This is a genomic window from Dorea sp. ICN-14282, assembly GCF_037890115.1.
Taxonomy (GTDB): domain Bacteria; phylum Bacillota; class Clostridia; order Lachnospirales; family Lachnospiraceae; genus Dorea_B; species Dorea_B phocaeensis.
The window spans coordinates 666233-686774 of the sequence record NZ_JBBKBH010000001.1 but is presented as its reverse complement, the minus strand read 5'-3'; the positions used below and the strand labels follow the sequence as shown (position 1 = coordinate 686774).

The window sequence follows — 20542 nt, the reverse complement described above, 5'->3', positions numbered from 1 at the left end:
GGTTCTCTTTTTGAGATTTAAGAGGAGGGTAAGTATGTTAGAAGAGAGAATCGCAGAATTGGTGAAAAACAGGTATCAGAAACGTGTAGAAGAAGCGTCTGACAAAGAATTGTATGAGGTGCTGCTTTGCTACACCAAGGAAGAACTTTCCAGACTTCCACGGATCGAAGGAGAGAAAAAGCTGTATTATATTTCGGCAGAGTTTTTGATTGGAAAGCTCTTATCAAATAATTTGATTAATCTGGGGATTTATGAGGAAGCAGAAGCGTTTTTAAAATCCTGCGGGCGTTCTCTTTGCGCGATTGAGGAAGCAGAACCGGAACCGTCGCTTGGAAATGGAGGACTTGGAAGACTGGCGGCTTGTTTTCTAGATTCCATCGCAACATTGGGGCTTTGCGGAGATGGAATCGGACTCAATTATCACATGGGTCTTTTTAAGCAGGTGTTTGAAGACCATAAGCAGCAAGAGTATCCGAATCCGTGGATGGAAGAAGAAAGCTGGCTGTTAGATACAGGCGTTTCCTTCCAGGTGCCGTTTCGAGACTTCACTCTGACTTCTAGAATGTATGATTTGGATGTATCCGGCTATAACAATGGAAGAAACCGCCTGCACCTCTTTGATGTGGAGAGCGTGGACGAAAGTATCATCGAAGACGGAATTACTTTTGATAAGACGCAGGTGGCAAAGAATCTGACCTTATTCCTCTATCCTGACGACAGTGATAAGGCGGGAAATCTCCTTCGGATTTATCAACAGTATTTTATGGTAAGCAGCGCAGCACAGTTGATCTTAAAGGAATGTAAAGACCGGGGAGTAAGCCTTAGAAAGCTGCATGAGCATGTGGCAATCCAGATCAATGACACCCATCCATCCATGGTGATTCCGGAATTGATTCGACTTTTGGTTCAGGAACAGATTGATTTTAATGAGGCGGTAGAAATTGTGCAGAAGACCTGCGCTTATACGAACCATACGATTTTGGCAGAAGCATTAGAAAAATGGCCTCTTTCCTATCTGGAACAGGTGGCGCCGCAGATTGTACCAATTATCAAAGAGCTGGATCTTCGCATGAAAGGAAGATATCAGGATCCGAAGGTGGCAATTATTGATGATCAAAATCGGGTTCATATGGCACATATGGATATTCATTACGGTTACAGTGTCAATGGGGTGGCAGCTCTTCATACAGACATTCTGAAACATTCGGAATTAAAGCCATTCTATGATATTTATCCGGAGAAATTCAATAACAAGACCAACGGAATTACATTCCGCAGATGGCTTCTGCACTGTAATCGGGAATTGACGGCATGGATTGAGAAACGAATTGGAAGCGGTTTTAAAGAGAACGCAGAAGAACTGGAAGGATTGATGGCGTTCGCGGGGGATGAAGCGGCGCTTCAAAGTCTGTTGGAGGTGAAACAACAAAAGAAGCAGGAATTGGCAGATTACCTTGAAAAGACACAAGACCTGATCCTGGATCCGAAGTCCATTTACGACATCCAGATTAAACGTCTCCACGAGTACAAACGCCAGCAGATGAATGCACTGTACGTCATTTATAAATACCTAAAGATCAAAGGAGGCGAGAAACCAAAGACTCCGATCACCATGATTTTTGGCGCGAAGGCAGCTCCGGCATATTTGATCGCCAAAGATATTATCCATTTGATCCTGTGTCTGCAGGAATTGATCTCTAATGATCCGGAGGTGTCTCCATATCTGAAAGTCGTAATGGTGGAAAATTATAATGTGACGATGGCAGAGCATCTGATTCCGGCCTGCGATATATCTGAGCAGATTTCCCTGGCGTCCAAGGAGGCGTCCGGCACCGGAAACATGAAGTTTATGCTGAATGGAGCAGTTACCCTGGGAACAGAGGACGGAGCAAATGTAGAAATTCACGAACTGGTAGGCGATGATAACATCTATATTTTCGGCGCTTCCAGTGAACGAGTAATGGCGCATTATGAAAACCACGATTACCGCGCGGCAGATTACTATATTGAAGACGAAGAGATACGGACTCTTTTGAATTTTATCATCAGTCCGGAAATGATGAAGATCGGAGATCCTTATCATCTGCTTCGGATTCACGCAGAGCTGATTCAGAAAGACTGGTTTATGACACTTTTAGATGTAAAAGAATATATTCAGGTGAAAGAGAAGGCTTACGAAGACTATGAAGAGCGCTTGCGTTGGAGTAAAAAGATGCTGGTGAACATTGCGAAAGCAGGATATTTCTCTTCGGACAGAACGATAGCACAGTACAATCAGGATATCTGGAAACTTCGATAAAAAATTATCAAGATTGTACAAAATTGCATACATGGCATAAAATGATAACTATTATCATAATTAGGCTTGCAAATATCAATATCTAATGGTATACTGACCACGTAAACACAAGATAGAGTGAAAGTGAAAGGGGAAAGATCATGGCACAGTTTGAACAGTGGAATGGTTTTAAAGGAAAAGACTGGAAGAATTCTGTAGATGTCAGAAGCTTTATTCAGGACAACTACACCGTATATGAAGGCGATGAGGCGTTTTTGGCAGAGCCTACAGAGGCAACTCATAAATTATGGGGCAAGCTTCAGGAATTACAGAAAGAAGAAAGAGCTAAAGGCGGCGTCCTTGACATGGAGACAGAAGTTGTTTCCGGACTGACTGCATATGGCCCAGGATATATTAGCGAAGAGCTGAAAGACATGGAGAAAGTAGTCGGACTTCAGACCGATAAGCCATTAAAGAGAGCATTTATGCCATATGGTGGTATTAACATGGCAGAGCAGGCTTGTACTACTTACGGATATCAGCCAAGTGAAAAATTGCATGAAATTTTTACAAAATATCATAAGACACACAACCAGGGAGTGTTCGACATCTACACACCAGAGATGAAGAAAGCCCGCCACAATAAGATTATTACAGGACTTCCGGATACTTACGGAAGAGGACGTATTGTCGGCGATTACCGTCGTGTGGCTCTGTACGGAATTGACTTCCTGATTGAGAAGAAGCAGTATGACTTTGAGCGTTACGCAAGACACGGTATGAAGGGAACAGACTTCCGTCTTCGTGAAGAGATTGCAGATCAGATCAGAGCGTTAAAAGAGATGAAGGAGATGGCAGCTGTTTACGGATTCGATATTTCCGAGCCGGCTAAGGATGCCCGCGAAGCAGTACAGTGGCTGTACTTCGGATATCTGGCAGCGATCAAGACACAGAATGGTGCAGCTATGAGTGTGGGACGTATCTCTACATTCCTTGATGTTTATATCGAGAGAGATCTTGAGAACGGAACACTTACAGAGGCTGAGGCACAGGAATTAATCGACCATCTGGTAATGAAGTTCCGTATGGTGAAGTTCGCACGAGTTCCTTCTTACAATGAACTGTTCTCCGGAGACCCGGTATGGGCAACACTGGAAGTGGCAGGTCTTGGACAGGATGGACGTTCTATGGTAACAAAGAACGACTACCGTTTCCTGCATACATTGGAGAACATGGGACCATCACCGGAACCAAACCTTACAGTACTGTATTCTTCCAGACTGCCGGAGAACTTTAAGAAGTACGCAGCATACATTTCCGTACAGACCAGTTCTATTCAGTACGAAAATGATGATGTTATGCGTCCGGTATGGGGAGATGACTATTCTATCTGCTGCTGCGTATCTGCAACACAGACAGGAAAAGAGATCCAGTTCTTCGGAGCACGTGCAAACCTTGCAAAATGTCTGTTGTACGCAATCAACGGCGGTGTGGATGAGAAGAGCAAAGCGCAGGTAGGACCTGCTTACAGACCAATTACTTCTGAATATCTTGATTTTGATGAAGTAATGGAACGTTACGATGATATGATGGAATGGCTGTCTAAGCTTTATGTAGATACCCTGAACATGATTCATTATATGCATGACAAATATTACTATGAAGCTGCTGAGATGGCGCTTATTGATACCGATGTAAGACGTACCTTTGCAACAGGTATTGCAGGATTCTCTCATGTAATTGACTCCTTAAGCGCAATCAAGTATGCAAAAGTAAAACCAATCCGTGATGAAAACGGACTGGCAGTTGACTTCGAGATCGAGGGAGACTTCCCAAGATACGGAAACGACGATGATCGTGCAGACGACATTGCAATCTGGCTGTTAAAGACATTTATGCACAAGTTAAACAAGTGCCACACATACAGAAATTCCGAGCCAACTACTTCTATTCTTACGATTACATCCAACGTTGTATATGGTAAGGCAACAGGATCTCTGCCGGATGGAAGAAAAGCAGGCGAACCGCTGGCACCAGGTGCAAACCCATCTTACGGAGCAGAGAAGAATGGACTGTTAGCTTCCTTAAACTCTGTAGCGAAGCTTCCATACGAACTGGCTCTTGATGGAATCTCTAATACACAGACCATCAGCCCAGACACCATCGGACACGATGATGAAGAGCGTAAGAATAACCTGGTACAGGTAATGGATGGATACTTTGATCAGGGGGCTCACCACCTGAACGTAAACGTATTCGGAACAGATAAGCTGATCGATGCAATGGAGCATCCGGAAAAACCGGAATATGCAAACTTTACGATCCGTGTATCCGGATACGCAGTGAAGTTTATCGACTTAACACGTGAGCAGCAGCTTGACGTAATCGCAAGAACCTGCCACGACAGAATGTAATTATAGATTTTTCATACACCTGGAAAGGAGCTGCTATGGTACAGGGATACGTACATTCCCTGGAAAGTTTCGGCTCAGTAGATGGACCGGGCGTTCGGTATGTGATTTTCCTGGCAGGGTGCGCAATGCGCTGTCAGTTCTGTCACAATCCGGACACCTGGAATATGCAGACAGGAACCCCGTATACAGCGGATGAGCTTCTTGAGAAAGCAATGCGGTATCGCTCTTACTGGGGAGAGAACGGCGGAATTACCGTCAGTGGCGGAGAGCCGCTTCTGCAGATTGATTTCCTGATTGAGTTGTTTCGCAAGGCAAAAGAACAGGGAATCCATACGACGCTGGATACCAGCGGGAATCCATTTACAAGGGAAGAACCTTTCTTTGGAAAATTTCAGGAATTAATGCAGTATACCGATCTGTTCCTTTTGGATATCAAGCAGATTGATGACGAGCAGCACAAGATTCTGACGGGCTGCACTAACCAGAATATTCTGGATTTGGCCGGATATCTGTCGGATGAGAAGAAGCCGGTATGGATTCGTCATGTGCTGGTTCCACAGAGAAGTGATAATGATGAATATCTGGACAGACTTCGGGCGTTTTTAGATACACTTCAGAACGTAGAGCGGGTAGAAGTACTTCCGTATCATACATTGGGCGTGTATAAGTGGAAAGAACTAGGACTTTCCTATCCGTTGGAAGGGATTGACCCACCGACGAAAGAACGGATTGAAAATGCGAAAGAAAAATTAAGGACACGGACGGTTTAGTTCCGTGTCCTTAATTTTTTATCAATTCTGTGTGCAATTCGAAAAGAATTTTAGGAGATTCACAAATTAACTTATTAAAGTATTGAAATATTCGGGAAAATACGCTATGATTAATGCTATAGATTTTTGTCAGGAAGGAAGATGAGTATGAATCTTAAAATAGGAATTATCCGAGGGGATGGAATCGGTCCTGAAGTTGTGACAGAAGCGGTAAAAGTCCTGGATAAAGCTGCAGAAATATACGGTCATACCTGTGATTATACAGAACTTTTGATGGGGGGTGCATCCATTGATGTACATGGAGTGCCGCTGACGGATGAGACAATTGCACAGGCAAAGGAATGCGATGCGGTGCTGATGGGTTCCATCGGTGGAGACGCCAAGACATCCCCGTGGTATCAGTTGGAGCCGTCTAAGCGGCCGGAAGCAGGACTTCTTAAGATTCGCAAAGAGCTGAATCTGTTTGCAAATTTAAGACCGGCGATCCTTTACGATGAATTAAAGGGAGCCTGTCCGTTGAAAGAGGAGATTACAGAAGGCGGATTTGATCTGCTGATTATGCGGGAGCTGACCGGAGGACTCTACTTTGGCGAGAGAAAGACTGTAGAAGAAGACGGTGTGATGACGGCGTATGATTCGTTGACCTATAATGAAAATGAGATCAGGCGGATTGCAAAGCGTGCGTTTGATGTGGCGATGAAGAGAAGAAAACAAGTGATCAGTGTTGATAAGGCAAATGTGCTGGATTCTTCGAGACTTTGGCGAAAAGTGGTAGAAGAAGTGGCAAAAGACTATCCGGAAGTGACATTGACCCATATGTTAGTAGATAACTGTGCGATGCAGCTTGTAAAGGATCCGAAGCAGTTCGATGTCGTACTTACGGAGAATATGTTCGGAGACATCTTATCCGATGAGGCGAGCATGGTAACAGGATCCATAGGAATGCTGGCAAGCGCCAGCTTAAATGAGACAAAGCTTGGTCTTTATGAGCCTAGCGGAGGCTCGGCACCGGATATTGCAGGAAAAGGCATTGCAAACCCGATTGCAACCATTCTTTCTGCGGCTATGATGCTTCGATACAGCTTCGATCTGGATCAGGAGGCGGATGCAATTGAACGGGCAGTGGAGCAGGTATTAAAAGAAGGTTACCGCACCATTGATATTATGTCAGAAGGAAAGACGCAGATCGGAACGAAAGAAATGGGAGATCGGATTGCAGATCTGATTCGATAGATACAAGGAGGAAGAAAGATGCGAAGTGATACAGTAACAAAGGGAAAACAGCAGGCACCACATCGATCCTTAATGAACGCACTGGGGATGACAAAGGAAGAGATGGAGCGTCCGTTGGTTGGAATCGTAAGTTCTTATAACGAGATTGTTCCAGGGCATATGAACTTGGATAAAATAGTAAATGCGGTAAAACAGGGAGTCGCCATGGCAGGAGGAACTCCGATCGTATTTCCGGCAATTGCCGTGTGCGATGGAATCGCTATGGGACATATCGGCATGAAGTATTCACTGGTTACCAGAGATTTGATCGCTGATTCTACAGAAGCGATGGCGCTGGCACATCAGTTTGATGCGTTGGTTATGGTTCCTAATTGTGACAAGAATGTGCCGGGGCTTTTGATGGCGGCAGCTAGAATCAACATTCCTACTATCTTCGTCAGCGGCGGACCGATGCTTGCAGGCCGTGTGGGAGGAGCGAAAAGAAGCTTATCCAGTATTTTTGAAGCTGTGGGTGCCAATGCAGCAGGAACCTTATCCGATGAAGGACTTTTGGAATTTGAAAATAAAGTCTGCCCGACCTGTGGCTCCTGTTCCGGCATGTATACAGCAAACAGTATGAACTGCCTGACAGAGGTTCTGGGAATGGGACTTCGTGGAAATGGAACGATTCCGGCTGTTTATTCCGAGCGTATCCGCCTTGCAAAACATGCGGGTATGAAGGTAATGGAGCTGTGGGAGAAGAATATCTGTCCGCGGGATATTATGACAGAAAAAGCAGTTTTAAATGCCTTGACCGTTGATATGGCATTGGGATGCTCTACAAACAGTATGCTGCATCTTCCGGCTATTGCGCACGAGATCGGAATGGATTTTGAGATTGATTTTGCAAATGGAATCAGCGAGCGTACACCGAATCTTTGCCACCTTGCACCGGCAGGACCGACACATATGGAAGATTTAAACGAGGCTGGCGGCGTCTATGCGGTAATGAATGAGTTAAATAAACTTGGACTTCTGCATACAGATTGTATGACGGTGACTGGAAAAACAGTAGGCGAAAACATCAAAGATGCAGTCAACCTGAATCCGGAAGTGATCAGACCTGTGGAAAATCCATACTCCAAGACAGGAGGACTTGCCGTATTAAAAGGAAATCTGGCACCGGATGGAAGCGTGGTAAAACGTTCAGCAGTCGTTCCGGAAATGCAGGTTCACGAAGGACCGGCACGAGTCTTTGACTGTGAAGAAGATGCAATTGAAGCAATCAAGGGTGGCAAAATTGTAGCAGGAGACGTGGTGGTTATCCGATACGAAGGGCCAAAAGGAGGTCCTGGAATGCGTGAAATGCTGAATCCGACCTCGGCGATTGCAGGAATGGGACTGGGATCCAGTGTGGCGTTGATTACAGACGGACGTTTCAGCGGAGCCTCCAGAGGAGCTTCTATCGGTCATGTATCGCCGGAAGCAGCGGTTGGCGGTCCGATTGCATTAGTAGAAGAAGGAGACATTATCCGGATTAATATCCCGGAATACCGTTTGGAACTGGATGTGTCCGAGAAAGAATTGGCGAGAAGAAAAGAACAGTGGAAGCCGAGAAGTCCAAAGGTAAAAACGGGATATCTTGCACGATATGCAGCTTTGGTAACCTCAGGAAACAGAGGGGCAATTCTTGAAGTACCAGGAACGGGGAAATAAATAGATACATACGATGAGAAAGGAGAGAGAGGGATGCAGTTGACAGGAGCAGAGATTGTAATTGAATGCCTGAAAGAACAGGGCGTTGATACGGTATTTGGTTATCCGGGCGGAGCGATATTGAATGTGTACGATGAGTTGTATAAGCACAGTGATGAGATTACACATATTCTGACATCCCATGAACAGGGAGCAGCCCATGCGGCTGATGGATATGCAAGGGCTACCGGAAAGGTTGGCGTATGTTTTGCTACCAGCGGACCGGGAGCTACGAACCTGGTAACAGGAATTGCCACTGCGTGTATGGATTCCATTCCGATTGTGGCGATTACCTGTAATGTGGGAGTATCACTGCTTGGAAGAGACAGTTTTCAGGAAATAGATATTGCTGGTATTACAATGCCGATCACCAAGCATAATTTTATCGTAAAGGATGTAAAAGATCTGGCAGATACCATCAGAAAGGCATTCGTAATTGCGAGAAAAGGAAGACCGGGACCGGTGCTGATCGATATTCCGAAAGACGTAACCGCCAATAAAACGGAGTATCAGAAAGTACAGATCCAGGAATGGGAACCATCTTTAGAGATCTGTGAGTCAGATATTGACGCAGCTTTGAAGATGATTGCAGAAGCGAAACGTCCATATATTTTCGTGGGCGGCGGCGCAGTGCTTTCAGGCGCCAGCAGTGAGCTTTATGAATTTGTAAAGAAGGTGGATGCGCCGGTTACAGATTCCCTTATGGGAAAAGGTGCATTCCCTGGAACCGATCCACTTTACACAGGAATGCTGGGAATGCATGGAACCAAGACTTCCAACTATGGAGTCAGTGAATGTGATCTTCTGGTGGTAGTTGGCGCAAGATTCAGCGACCGTGTTACAGGAAATGCGAAGAAATTTGCGAAGAATGCAAAGATTCTTCAGATTGATATCGATGCGGCGGAGATGAATAAAAATGTGCTGATTACAGAAGGCGTAGTCGGCGATATAAGAGTGGTACTTCGTGCATTGAATGAACGCCTGGAACAGCAGGATCACCATGAGTGGATTGAAAAGATCATGGAGTATAAAAATCGTTATCCACTGACTTATCACCCAGAGATTCTGACAGGACCTTATATTGTGGAAGAGATTTATCGTCAGACCAAGGGAGATGCCCTGATTGTGACGGAAGTAGGACAGCATCAGATGTGGGCGGCACAATATTATCAGTATACGAAGCCGAGAACATTCTTAACGTCCGGAGGCCTTGGAACTATGGGATACGGTCTTGGAGCTTCTTTGGGGGCAAAGGTTGGATGTCCGCAGAAGACGGTAATTAATATTGCAGGAGACGGATGCTTCCGTATGAATATGAACGAAATTGCAACAGCAGTTCGTCATCAGATTCCGATCATTCAGGTAGTGGTGAACAATCATGTGCTCGGAATGGTGCGCCAGTGGCAGAACCTCTTCTATGAGAAGCGGTATTCGGCAACGGTACTCAATGATGCAGTGGACTTTGTAAAACTTGCAGAAGCCATGGGAGCGGTAGGAATCCGTGTAACAACGAAAGAAGAGTTTGCAGAGCGGTTTGCAGAGGCATTAACCCTTGGAAAGCCTGTTGTACTGGACTGTCAGATTGACTGTGACGATAAAGTGTGGCCGATGGTGGCTCCGGGAGCAGCGATTAGTGAAGCCTTTGACGAAGGCGATATGCAAAAATAGCAGACTAGAATATAGAACATAAAAAAATGGAGGAATGACAATGAACAGAGTGTATAATTTTTCAGCGGGTCCGGCAGTATTGCCGGAAGAGGTATTAAGAGAAGCGGCAGCAGAGATGCTTGATTATGAAGGAACCGGAATGTCCGTTATGGAAATGAGTCACCGATCATCGGCATTCCAGAAGATTATAGATACAGCCGAGCAGGATCTTCGAGATCTGATGGCAATTCCGGACAATTACAAGGTGTTGTTTCTGCAGGGCGGAGCTTCTCAGCAGTTTGCGGCTATTCCAATGAATCTGATGAAAAATAAAGTGGCAGATTATATTGTGACCGGACAATGGGCGAAGAAGGCAAGCCAGGAGGCAATGAAATACGGTAAGGTGAATATTGTGGCATCTTCTGCAGATCAGACGTTTTCCTATATTCCGGATTGTTCGGATCTTCCGATTTCCGAGGATGCAGACTATGTCTATATCTGTGAAAATAATACAATTTATGGAACCAAATTCCATGAACTTCCGAATACCAAAGGCAAGACATTGGTAGCAGATGTTTCATCCTGTTTTTTGTCTGAGCCTGTGGATGTGACAAAGTACGGACTGATTTATGGCGGCGTACAGAAGAATATTGGTCCAGCTGGTGTTGTGATCGTGATTATCAGGGAAGATCTGATTACGGATGATGTACTTGACGGAACACCGACCATGCTGAAGTATAAAACCCACGCAGATGCGGGATCGCTTTATAATACGCCTCCTGCATACGGAATTTATATCTGCGGCAAGGTATTTCAGTGGCTGAAAAAGCAGGGCGGTCTTGCAGCAATGAAAGAACACAATGAGAAGAAGGCGAAGATCCTTTATGATTATCTGGATCAGAGCCGTCTCTTCAAGGGAACGGTAGAGAAGAAAGATCGTTCTTTGATGAATGTTCCATTTGTAACGGGAGATGCTGATTTGGATGCGAAATTTGTCAAGGAGGCAAAGGCAGCAGGACTTGAGAATCTGAAAGGTCACAGAAGTGTGGGTGGAATGCGCGCAAGCATCTACAATGCAATGCCAATAGAAGGGGTAGAAGCATTGGTAGCATTTATGAAGAAGTTTGAAGAGGAGAATGAATTACATGTATAGATATCACTGTTTAAATCCGATCTCAGACATCGGAATGAATGAATTGACGGAAGAATATGTAGCGGCTGGAAAGCCGGAGGAAGCGGATGCCATCTTGGTTCGGAGTGCATCCATGCATGAGATGGAATTTTCAAAAGAATTAAAAGCGATTGCAAGAGCAGGAGCGGGAGTCAATAATATTCCGTTAGAACGCTGCGCCGAAGAAGGAATCGTAGTGTTCAATACGCCAGGCGCCAATGCCAACGGTGTGAAAGAACTGGTAATCGCCGGACTTCTTTTGGCATCCCGTGATATTATCGGCGGAATTAACTGGGTACAGGAAAACGAAGAGGATGGAAATATTGCAAAGGATGCAGAGAAGGCAAAGAAAGCTTTTGCCGGTTGTGAGATTGAAGGAAAGAAGCTTGGGGTAATTGGACTTGGCGCCATCGGTGTGCTGGTAGCGAATGCAGCAGCCAACCTGGGAATGGATGTATATGGATACGATCCCTATGTCTCTGTAGATTCTGCATGGAGATTGTCCCGCAGTATTCATCATGCGAAGACGGTAGATGAACTTTATCAGGAATGTGATTACATTACCATCCATGTTCCGGCTCTTGAAAGCACTAAGGGAATGATCGATTGTGATGCTTTAGGGTTGATGAAGAAGGGTGTTGTGGTACTTAACTTTGCACGGGATGTACTGGTAGATGAAGAGGCAATGATTGATGCGCTGGTATCCGGACAGGTGAAGCACTATGTGACGGATTTCCCGACACCGGTGATTGCAGGAGTAAAGGGCACCATTGTAATTCCTCATTTGGGAGCGTCCACGGCAGAGTCAGAGGATAATTGTGCGAAGATGGCGGCAAAGGAGCTTCGGAATTATCTGGAGAATGGAAATATTAAGAATTCCGTTAATTATCCAGACTCCGATATGGGACTTCGAGGAGATCATACCAGAATTTTGCTTCTTCATCACAATATTCCAAATATGCTGGGGCAGTTTACCAAAATTCTTGCGAAAGATAATATCAATATCGCAGATCTTTCCAATAAGAGCAAAGGCGGTTATGCATATACAATGATCGATATTGATACGCCAATGCCGGACAGCGTAGTGGATGAGTTGAAGGCTGTAGGAGACGTGCTGAGGGTGCGTGTGTTAAGATAAAAAAACGTTAAAAAATACACAAAAAACAGGGGTAAAAACTCCTGTTTTTTTGTTAAAAAAATATCTTTACAGAACAAGAAATAAGTGTTAATTTTATAACGGAATTAAGAGATCGTTATAAAGGAAGTGAAACAAAATGAAGAAGCTTATTTCTGGAATCATGAACTACTTTGCAGAAGAGACAGCTTTGACATATTACATGAATAGATAACTAGTTGACGGTCAGGGAAGTAAAGTAAAGTGAGAGAGAAAAGGAAAGCCGTTCCGGGATGGAACGGCTTTCCTTTTCTCTCTTTTATAAGCAGTCAATATTTTATAACAAGCCGGCTTTGTGCTTTTCCAGCAGACGATGAATCTTCTCTGTTGGATCCAGTACCCGCCCAATCGTAATATCATGGTTAAAGGAATCGATAATCAGTGCCAGGAACTTGCTCATATCCGCAGCGGTAAAATAGGATCTTTCATAGAATTCCGGTGGAAGATAAGTCAGGTTCGTAGTGATGACGCGATCGATATATCCCTTCTCGTAATATTCATCAAAGATTTCAAATCCTTCTGTGAACAGACCAAAGGAAGTGCAGACGAATACCCGGTTTGCACCGCGGTCTTTGATCTGTCTTGCAACATCCAGCATACTTTCACCGGAAGAAATCATATCGTCAACGATGATGATGTCTTTTCCTTTCACATCGTCTCCGAGGAATTCATGAGCCACAATCGGATTCTTTCCGTTTACAACGGTAGAGTAGTCGCGGCGCTTATAGAACATTCCCATGTTAACGCCAAGGACGTTAGAGAAGTATACGGCACGATGCATGGCTCCCTCATCAGGACTTACGATCATCAGGTGATCTTTGTCAACTTTAAGATCCGGTTCCGTGCGAAGCAGCGCTTTCATAAACTGATAAGGCGGATTAAAGTTGTCAAATCCATGGAGCGGAATAGAGTTCTGTACTCTTGGGTCGTGGGCGTCAAAGGTCATAATATTGCTGACTCCCATATCCACCAGCTCCTGGAGCGCCAGTGCACAGTCCAAAGATTCTCTCTTGGTACGCTTGTGCTGGCGGCTTTCATACAAGAATGGCATAATAACATTCACGCGATGTGCTTTTCCGTTTGCAGCGGAAATAATTCGTTTCAGATCCTGGTAGTGGTCATCAGGAGACATGCGGTTTAGATGCCCGTTTACAGTGTAGGTCAGGCTGTAGTTGCAGACGTCTACCATCACGAACAGATCTTTTCCACGGATGGATTCTCCAAGAAGACCTTTGGCTTCCCCGGAGCCAAAGCGTGGACACTGGCATTCAATGAGATAATTATCCTGCTTGTAACTTGCAAATAATGGAGAATCCAGAGATTCTTTCAGGGTATCCTGTCTGAATTTAACAATATACTTGTTAACTTTTTCTCCGAGCTCACGGCAGGAGTCGTGGGCTGCGATTTTCAGCGGCGCTGTTGGAAGCGCGGTTTCCATTAATTTTATGTTTGGCATAGTCCTCTCCTGTGTCTTTGTATTTTTTTATATTGTACTATATCATTTATATCACTTTTCCTATCGGAAGGTCAACCAAAGATTAGATGAATCAGCAAAGATCAGGGATAATATTGGACGAATCGGCAAAGGTAGGTTATAATAATAAAATCGAATAAAATTTTAATTGGAGTAAAAAGAACATGAAACATGAGCATAGGATAAAAGAGGTTCTTCCGGGAAGTATTGCAGAAGAACTGGGAGTGGAGGCAGGAGACCTTCTGCTTGCCATTAACGATGAGGAAATTGAAGATGTCTTTGACTATCATTATTATGTCAATGATGAGGAGTTGACGGTGCTGATTCAGAAACCAGACGGTGAGGAATGGGAGCTGGAGATTGAAAAAGATTACGAAGAAGATCTGGGAATTGAATTTGAGCAGGGACTGATGGATGAATACCGATCCTGCAGGAATAAATGTATGTTCTGCTTTATTGATCAGATGCCGGAAGGAATGCGGGAAACACTGTATTTTAAGGATGACGATTCCAGACTGTCCTTTCTTCAGGGCAACTACATCACGTTAACCAATATGAGTGATCACGATATCGAACGGATCGTACGGTATCATCTAGAGCCGATCAATATCTCGTTTCACACCACGAATCCGGAACTTCGGTGCAAGATGCTCCATAATCGGTTTGCAGGAGATGCGCTGAAAAAAGTAGATACGCTCTACGAGGGTGGGATTCAGATGAATGGACAGATTGTACTTTGTAAAGGAGTAAATGACGGGGAAGAGCTGGAGCGAAGCATCCGGGAACTATCCCGGTATCTGCCATATCTGCAGAGTGTCTCTGTCGTTCCAGTGGGACTTACCAAATATAGGGATGGTCTGTATCCGCTGGAGCCGTTTACCAAAGAGGATGCTAAGGAAGTGCTGCGCGTCATTCACAGCTGGCAGGAGAAACTGTATCAGGAATATGGTCTTCATTTTATTCATGCGGGAGATGAATGGTACATTCTGGCGGAAGAAGAGATGCCGGAAGAGGAGCGCTATGACGGATATCTTCAACTGGAAAATGGCGTTGGCATGCTGCGCCTTCTCCACAATGAATTTGAGGAAGCTTATGAGGATGCGGCTGGGGATGATATAGAAAGAAGTGTGTCGCTGGCTACCGGGTATCTTGCATATCCGTACTTGAAGAAAATGGCGGATCGTTTGAGTCAGAAATATACCAGAACCAAGATTTTGATCTATCCGATTCGGAATGATTTCTTCGGTGAACGGATTACGGTGGCGGGATTGATTACCGGTCAGGATCTGATCCGGCAGCTTACCGGACAGGAACTTGGGACACGCCTTCTGCTTCCATGCAGTATGTTTAGAAGTGAAGAAGAGGTATTTTTGGACGATATTACCCGTTCTGAGTTGGAAGAAGCTTTACAAGTACCGGTAGATATTGTAAAATCAAGCGGACAAGACCTGATTGATGCGATTATTGGCACAGAAACAGGAAGGTACTAATTTTAGAAGACAGACATTTAAGAAAGCAGATATAGGAGAACAGATATATGAGTAAACCAGTAGTAGCAATTGTAGGAAGGCCGAATGTCGGGAAATCCACACTCTTTAACGTACTGGCCGGAGAGATGATATCCATTGTCAAGGATACTCCCGGAGTTACCAGAGACCGGATTTATGCCGATGTCAGCTGGCTGGATAAGGAATTTACATTGATTGATACGGGAGGAATTGAGCCGGAGAGCAGCGATGTGATCCTCTCTCAGATGCGGGAGCAGGCACAGATTGCCATCGATACAGCAGATGTCATTGTATTTATTACAGATGTCCGTCAGGGATTGGTGGATGCCGATTCCAAAGTTGCGGATATGCTTAGAAGATCCCAGAAACCAATCGTTCTGGTGGTAAATAAAGTAGATAATTTTGAGAAATTTATGCCGGATGTCTATGAATTTTATAATCTGGGAATTGGGGATCCGGTTCCGGTTTCTGCGGCATCCAGACTGGGGATTGGCGATATGCTGGATGAAGTGACCAGACATTTCCCGGAACATGCAGGAGAAGAGGAAGAAGACGATCGTCCGAGAGTTGCGATTGTCGGAAAGCCAAACGTTGGGAAATCTTCGATTATCAATAAACTTTTGGGCGAGCAGCGCGTGATCGTCTCCGATGTGGCGGGAACCACGAGAGATGCGATCGATACCGATATTATACACAATGGAAAAGAATATGTATTTATTGATACCGCGGGGCTTCGGAGAAAAAATAAGATCAAAGAAGAGTTGGAGCGTTACAGCATCATTCGTACTGTTACGGCAGTAGAGCGTGCGGATGTGGTTCTGATGGTAATTGACGCATCAGAGGGTATCACCGAGCAGGATGCTAAGATTGCCGGAATTGCGCATGAGCGCGGCAAGGGAATTATTATCGTTGTCAATAAGTGGGATGCCATTGAGAAGAACGATAAGACCATGAAGGAATATGAGAACGAGATTCGCCGGGTGCTGGCATTTATGCCATATGCTGAGATTATGTATGTCTCTGCTAAGACCGGGCAGAGGCTTCCAAAGCTTTATGATATGATTGATATGGTAATTGAGAACCAGACAATGCGTGTGGCGACAGGAGTGCTGAATGAGATTATGACGGAAGCGGTAGCTATGCAGCAGCCGCCGTCAGACAAGGGAAAGCGGTTGAAGCTTTACTATATTACCCAGGTTTCTGTGAAGCCGCCGACTTTTGTAATCTTTGTCAATGACAAGGAATTGATGCATTTTTCTTATACCAGATATTTAGAAAATAAGATCAGAGAAGCATTTGGTTTCCGGGGAACTTCGCTGAAGTTCTTTATCCGGGAAAGAAAGGAAAAGGATCGTTAATCATGGAACGTATCATATGTGTATTGATTGGATATGCATTTGGACTATTGCAGACGGGATATATTTACGGAAAGCTTCATCATATTGATATCCGCAAACTGGGAAGCGGGAATGCGGGTACGACTAATGCACTGCGAACCCTGGGGTGGAAGGCTGGACTTGTAACCTTCCTGGGAGATTGTTTTAAGTGCGTGGCAGCAGTAGTAGTGGCTACCTTACTTTACCGGGAGTCCCATACAGAAATGCTGCCGCTTCTTGCCATGTATGCCGGGGCCGGAGCTGTGCTTGGACACAACTATCCGTTCTACCTTGGATTTAAGGGAGGGAAAGGCATTGCGGCGACAGCAGGTTTGATTATCAGTACCGTCAATATTTGGATGGTGCTGATCTGCCTCCTTGTGTTCATTGGAGTGGTAGCCGTGACTAGATACGTGTCAGTGGGATCCCTTTTAGTGGTGGCTATCTACCTTGCAGAAGTTGTGATTTACGGGCAGATGGGAGGATTTGCGGTGGCACCGGAGTATTTGTGGGAGATGTACGCGATAGCGGCATTTCTGATGGTGTCGGCCTTCATAAAGCACCGGCAGAATATCAAGCGGCTGTTAAATGGCACAGAGAACAAGCTAAGTGTTGGAAAAAGAAATCATAAATAATAGCGAATCGTGATGGTGATTGCGAGGCGCCAGAGAAAGGAACGTGAAAACTATGGCAAATGTAGGTGTGATGGGAGCGGGAAGCTGGGGAACAGCCCTTGCCCTTCTGCTTCACAAGAACGGACATCAGGTGACCGTTTGGTCGATTAATCAGGAAGAGGTTGATATGCTTTCTTCCAAACGGGAACACACCAGTAAGCTTCCGGGGGTTAAGCTTCCGGAGGAAATGATTTTCACCAGCAATATGGAAGAGGCGATTGTGGGCAAGGATTTCCTTGTGTTGGCAGTACCTTCTCCGTTTACCAGAAGCACGGCGCGCAATATGAAGCCGTATGTGAAGGAAGGACAGATCATTGTAGATGTGGCAAAGGGAATTGAGGAAGCTACCCTGATGACACTTTCTCAGCAGATTGAGGAGGAACTTCCTCAGGCAGATGTCGCAGTTTTGTCCGGTCCAAGTCATGCGGAGGAAGTCGGAAGAGGACTTCCGACCATCGTTGTGATTGGTGCGAGAAGAAAGAAGACGGCAGAATATCTTCAGAGCATGTTTATGAACGAGGTGTTCCGTGTTTATACAAGCCCGGATATGCTGGGGATGGAGCTTGGCGGTTCCTTAAAAAATGTCATTGCTTTGGCTGCCGGAATTGCAGACGGCATGGGATATGGAGACAATACGAAGGCGGCTCTGATTACCAGAGGAATTGCAGAGATCGCAAGATTGGGTGTGAAGATGGGAGGAGCCATCGAAAGCTTTACCGGTTTGACGGGAATCGGAGATCTGATTGTAACTTGTGCCAGCGTTCATAGCCGAAATCGTAAGGCAGGATACCTGATGGGTCAGGGAAAATCCATGCAGGAAGCTATGGATGAAGTTCAGATGGTGGTAGAAGGTGTTTATTCCACAAAGGCAGCTGTAAAGCTGGGCGAGAAGTATGGAGTATCCCTTCCGATCATCAATAAAGTAAACGAAGTGCTGTTTGAAGGAAAAGATCCAAAAGAGGCGGTCAACGAACTGATGCTTAGAGACAGTAAGGCAGAGCATACTGCACTTCCATGGAAAGAATAGAATAGTATGGAATATTATAATAATCCCCTATCTGAGAATGTATCAAGGGAGGCATGAAACCTCCTCGTTCTCAGATAGGGGATTGTTGTTTGTGTAAAAAGTACGTTTTATAAATCTGCATGTTCGGCAACATAAGTCTTAAACGCCTGAATGACCGGAGCCTGGTAGACATTCTTTAGAGTTGCCATATAGAAATTTCGTTCCCAGCTTGGCTTGGCAATTTGGATTGGCTTGACGGGCATATAGTCAAGAATCGGCATTCGCGGCACGACTGCAACACCGAATCCGGCGCCAACCAGTCCGGCAACGGCCTCATCTTCTTCCACACTACAGACCACCTCGGGATGCCCACCGCATTTTTCAAAGAGTTTTTTGATAACGCGATGAAGTCCGCTTCGGGTGGAGAATCCAACTTGTGGATATTGCAGGGTTTCTTTCAAATCAATAGAATCTCTGCTCTCTAGAGGATGCCCTTCCGGTACGATAAGAACCAGTTCCTGTTTGGCAATCGGAATGAACTCGATTGTCGGTTCCTGTTCAACGTAGGAACAAAAGGCGACATCGTAGCGGCGGTCTTTTAATCCCTGAATCATATCCATGGTAAGTCCGGTGGAGTTATGAAACCGGAAATCAATATGCTTGTCTGAATGCTCATCAAGAAATCCCCGCACTAGTTTTGGAACAATCAGGCTGCTGACAGCACGAAGCTGCGCAATGTCAATTCGACCTTCGCCAGTTCCTGTCATTTGAAGTTTGTTGATGCTGGAGTCTAAAATATCCAGTGATTTTGTGACATCTTCCAAAAAGGCTTGTCCGCATTTCGTCAGGACAACATTTCTTCCTTCTTTTTCGAAAAGTTTTACTCCCAATTCTTTCTCCAAAGAGGAAATCGCATGGCTTAAGCTTGGCTGCGTGATTGCAAGAAGTTCGGCAGCTTTCGTATAGTGTTCTAGTTTTGCCAGCGTGACAAAATACCTTAGATGATAGAGGTTCATAACCTTTCTCCTTTTCCTGTGTATTTTTTTTCTATCTATTTTTGTGACCATATTTTAACATGAACTATAAATAAAATCTATAGATTGTGTCATAATTAACAATTTGTTTTTAATTTAACGATATATTATAATCGAAGCATAGAAAAAATCACAAGGTTGAACCTGGAAAATACAAAAAACATGTTCAATTTAAACAATGGAAGGAGAAAAGTATTATGTCAACAAAGAATCCAATCACAGTAAGTTCCTGGACACTTGGAGATCAGTGCAAATTCGAAGATCGTGTTATTGCGGCAAAAGAGGCTGGATATGAAGGAATCGGTCTTCGTGCAGAGACTTATGTAGACGCATTGAACGAAGGACTTCATGATGAAGATATTCTTACAATCCTTGACAAGCACGGAATGAAAGTAACAGAGGTAGAATACATCGTACAGTGGTGTGAAGAGCATCGTTCTTACGAGCAGAAGTACAAAGAGCAGATGTGCTTTCATATGTGTGAACTCTTCGGAGTTGGCCATATCAACTGTGGTTTGATGGAGAACTACTCTGTAGAGTATACAGCACAGAAGTTAAAAGAACTGTGCCAGAGAGCCGGAAAATACATTATTGGTGTTGAGCCAATGCCATACAGCGGTATTCCGGATCTGAAAAAGGGATGGGAGGTTGTAAAGGCTTCTGGATGTGAAAATGCAATGTTAATTCTTGATACATGGCATTGGGTAAGAGCGGATCAGCCGTTTGATATCTTAACAGAAGAAATTGCGAAGAAGGTTATCTCCATCCAGATCAACGATGCATACGACAGACCATATGCAAAAACTATTTTAAGAGATGAGTCTATGCATGATCGTCTGGCACCTGGAACAGGAGCGAAAGACACAGCAGGATTTGTAAAGATGATCAAAGATGCCGGTATCGATCCAAAGGTAATCGGTGTAGAAGTTATCTCTGATGAGATCCTTGGAAGAGGAATCAAAGAAGCAGCAGCTTATACATATGAGAATACAGAGAAAGTTCTCAAAGAAGCATGGCCTGAGATGGTAGACTAATCGGAAGTATAAGGA

15 protein-coding genes are annotated in these 20542 nt (G+C 44.7%); 13 read left to right on the top strand and 2 right to left on the bottom strand.

The window, feature by feature from the left end; all coding sequences use genetic code 11:
• Positions 1 to 34: 34 nt before the first annotated feature.
• The 8 genes from WKT00_RS03295 (at position 35) to WKT00_RS03260 (ending at position 12385) form a co-directional block, all read left to right on the top strand.
• Entirely contained in the window at positions 35 to 2299 is a 2265-nt protein-coding gene (locus WKT00_RS03295; RefSeq protein WP_340260939.1) for a glycogen/starch/alpha-glucan phosphorylase, read from the top strand.
• 140 nt (positions 2300 to 2439) lie between these two features.
• On the top strand, positions 2440 to 4692 hold the full coding sequence (gene pflB, locus WKT00_RS03290; protein WP_101694168.1) for a formate C-acetyltransferase: 2253 nt from the start codon (positions 2440 to 2442) through the stop codon (positions 4690 to 4692).
• A gap of 35 nt (positions 4693 to 4727) precedes the next feature.
• A complete protein-coding gene (gene pflA, locus WKT00_RS03285) occupies positions 4728 to 5462 on the top strand; it encodes a pyruvate formate-lyase-activating protein (RefSeq protein ID WP_101694169.1) in 735 nt (244 codons plus the stop codon).
• 147 nt (positions 5463 to 5609) lie between these two features.
• On the top strand, positions 5610 to 6695 hold the full coding sequence (leuB, locus tag WKT00_RS03280) for a 3-isopropylmalate dehydrogenase (protein WP_340260934.1): 1086 nt from the start codon (positions 5610 to 5612) through the stop codon (positions 6693 to 6695).
• Positions 6696 to 6713: 18 nt separating this feature from the next.
• Entirely contained in the window at positions 6714 to 8390 is a 1677-nt protein-coding gene (ilvD, locus tag WKT00_RS03275; RefSeq protein WP_340260932.1) for a dihydroxy-acid dehydratase, read from the top strand.
• Positions 8391 to 8423: 33 nt separating this feature from the next.
• A complete protein-coding gene (gene ilvB, locus WKT00_RS03270) occupies positions 8424 to 10097 on the top strand; it encodes a biosynthetic-type acetolactate synthase large subunit (RefSeq protein WP_101694172.1) in 1674 nt (557 codons plus the stop codon).
• 40 nt (positions 10098 to 10137) lie between these two features.
• The gene (serC, locus tag WKT00_RS03265) at positions 10138 to 11229 is read left to right on the top strand and encodes a 3-phosphoserine/phosphohydroxythreonine transaminase (protein WP_173814327.1); all 1092 of its coding nucleotides are present in this window, start codon (positions 10138 to 10140) and stop codon (positions 11227 to 11229) included.
• Positions 11222 to 12385 (top strand): phosphoglycerate dehydrogenase, encoded by a 1164-nt coding sequence (locus tag WKT00_RS03260; protein WP_173814326.1) that lies wholly within the window; start codon positions 11222 to 11224, stop codon positions 12383 to 12385. Before serC ends, WKT00_RS03260 begins: the two co-directional genes overlap by 8 nt.
• A 313-nt stretch (positions 12386 to 12698) precedes the next feature.
• Here WKT00_RS03260 and WKT00_RS03255 read toward each other — a convergent pair whose 3' ends face one another.
• Positions 12699 to 13877 carry a ribose-phosphate pyrophosphokinase gene (locus WKT00_RS03255; RefSeq protein WP_101694175.1) on the bottom strand — a complete coding sequence of 393 codons (1179 nt, stop codon included), beginning with the start codon at positions 13875 to 13877 and terminating at the stop codon, positions 12699 to 12701.
• Between the two features lie 182 nt (positions 13878 to 14059).
• Here WKT00_RS03255 and WKT00_RS03250 point away from each other — a divergent pair, with 182 nt between their 5' ends.
• Genes WKT00_RS03250 through WKT00_RS03235 form a run of 4 tightly spaced genes read left to right on the top strand, consistent with a single transcriptional unit; the run spans position 14060 to position 18480 of the window.
• Positions 14060 to 15385: a DUF512 domain-containing protein gene (locus WKT00_RS03250; protein ID WP_101694176.1), complete on the top strand. Its 1326-nt coding sequence runs from the start codon at positions 14060 to 14062 to the stop codon at positions 15383 to 15385.
• Positions 15386 to 15432: 47 nt separating this feature from the next.
• Positions 15433 to 16761, top strand: a complete 1329-nt coding sequence (der, locus tag WKT00_RS03245) for a ribosome biogenesis GTPase Der (RefSeq protein ID WP_101694177.1) — start codon at positions 15433 to 15435, stop codon at positions 16759 to 16761.
• A 2-nt stretch (positions 16762 to 16763) separates the two neighbouring features.
• Positions 16764 to 17414, top strand: a complete 651-nt coding sequence (gene plsY, locus WKT00_RS03240) for a glycerol-3-phosphate 1-O-acyltransferase PlsY (RefSeq protein WP_173814323.1) — start codon at positions 16764 to 16766, stop codon at positions 17412 to 17414.
• A 52-nt stretch (positions 17415 to 17466) separates the two neighbouring features.
• The gene (locus tag WKT00_RS03235) at positions 17467 to 18480 is read left to right on the top strand and encodes an NAD(P)H-dependent glycerol-3-phosphate dehydrogenase (RefSeq protein WP_173814322.1); all 1014 of its coding nucleotides are present in this window, start codon (positions 17467 to 17469) and stop codon (positions 18478 to 18480) included.
• A gap of 107 nt (positions 18481 to 18587) precedes the next feature.
• On the opposite strand, the gene WKT00_RS03230 is transcribed toward WKT00_RS03235, so the two are convergent.
• Positions 18588 to 19475, bottom strand: coding sequence for a LysR family transcriptional regulator (locus WKT00_RS03230; RefSeq protein ID WP_340260924.1), 888 nt, complete (start codon positions 19473 to 19475; stop codon positions 18588 to 18590).
• 215 nt (positions 19476 to 19690) lie between these two features.
• On the opposite strand from WKT00_RS03230, the gene WKT00_RS03225 reads away from it, so the two are divergent.
• Entirely contained in the window at positions 19691 to 20527 is an 837-nt protein-coding gene (locus WKT00_RS03225; RefSeq protein ID WP_101694181.1) for a sugar phosphate isomerase/epimerase family protein, read from the top strand.
• The last annotated feature ends 15 nt before the right edge of the window (positions 20528 to 20542 follow it).

Excerpts from the sequence above, each read along its gene's own strand:
- WKT00_RS03295 (WP_340260939.1), top strand. The coding sequence starts at position 35 with ATGTTAGAAGAGAGAATCGCAGAATTGGTGAAAAACAGGTATCAGAAA.
- pflB (WP_101694168.1), top strand. The coding sequence starts at position 2,440 with ATGGCACAGTTTGAACAGTGGAATGGTTTTAAAGGAAAAGACTGGAAG.
- pflA (WP_101694169.1), top strand. The coding sequence starts at position 4,728 with ATGGTACAGGGATACGTACATTCCCTGGAAAGTTTCGGCTCAGTAGAT.
- leuB (WP_340260934.1), top strand. The coding sequence starts at position 5,610 with ATGAATCTTAAAATAGGAATTATCCGAGGGGATGGAATCGGTCCTGAA.
- ilvD (WP_340260932.1), top strand. The coding sequence starts at position 6,714 with ATGCGAAGTGATACAGTAACAAAGGGAAAACAGCAGGCACCACATCGA.
- ilvB (WP_101694172.1), top strand. The coding sequence starts at position 8,424 with ATGCAGTTGACAGGAGCAGAGATTGTAATTGAATGCCTGAAAGAACAG.
- serC (WP_173814327.1), top strand. The coding sequence starts at position 10,138 with ATGAACAGAGTGTATAATTTTTCAGCGGGTCCGGCAGTATTGCCGGAA.
- WKT00_RS03260 (WP_173814326.1), top strand. The coding sequence starts at position 11,222 with ATGTATAGATATCACTGTTTAAATCCGATCTCAGACATCGGAATGAAT.
- WKT00_RS03255 (WP_101694175.1), bottom strand. The coding sequence starts at position 13,877 with ATGCCAAACATAAAATTAATGGAAACCGCGCTTCCAACAGCGCCGCTG.
- WKT00_RS03250 (WP_101694176.1), top strand. The coding sequence starts at position 14,060 with ATGAAACATGAGCATAGGATAAAAGAGGTTCTTCCGGGAAGTATTGCA.
- der (WP_101694177.1), top strand. The coding sequence starts at position 15,433 with ATGAGTAAACCAGTAGTAGCAATTGTAGGAAGGCCGAATGTCGGGAAA.
- plsY (WP_173814323.1), top strand. The coding sequence starts at position 16,764 with ATGGAACGTATCATATGTGTATTGATTGGATATGCATTTGGACTATTG.
- WKT00_RS03235 (WP_173814322.1), top strand. The coding sequence starts at position 17,467 with ATGGCAAATGTAGGTGTGATGGGAGCGGGAAGCTGGGGAACAGCCCTT.
- WKT00_RS03230 (WP_340260924.1), bottom strand. The coding sequence starts at position 19,475 with ATGAACCTCTATCATCTAAGGTATTTTGTCACGCTGGCAAAACTAGAA.
- WKT00_RS03225 (WP_101694181.1), top strand. The coding sequence starts at position 19,691 with ATGTCAACAAAGAATCCAATCACAGTAAGTTCCTGGACACTTGGAGAT.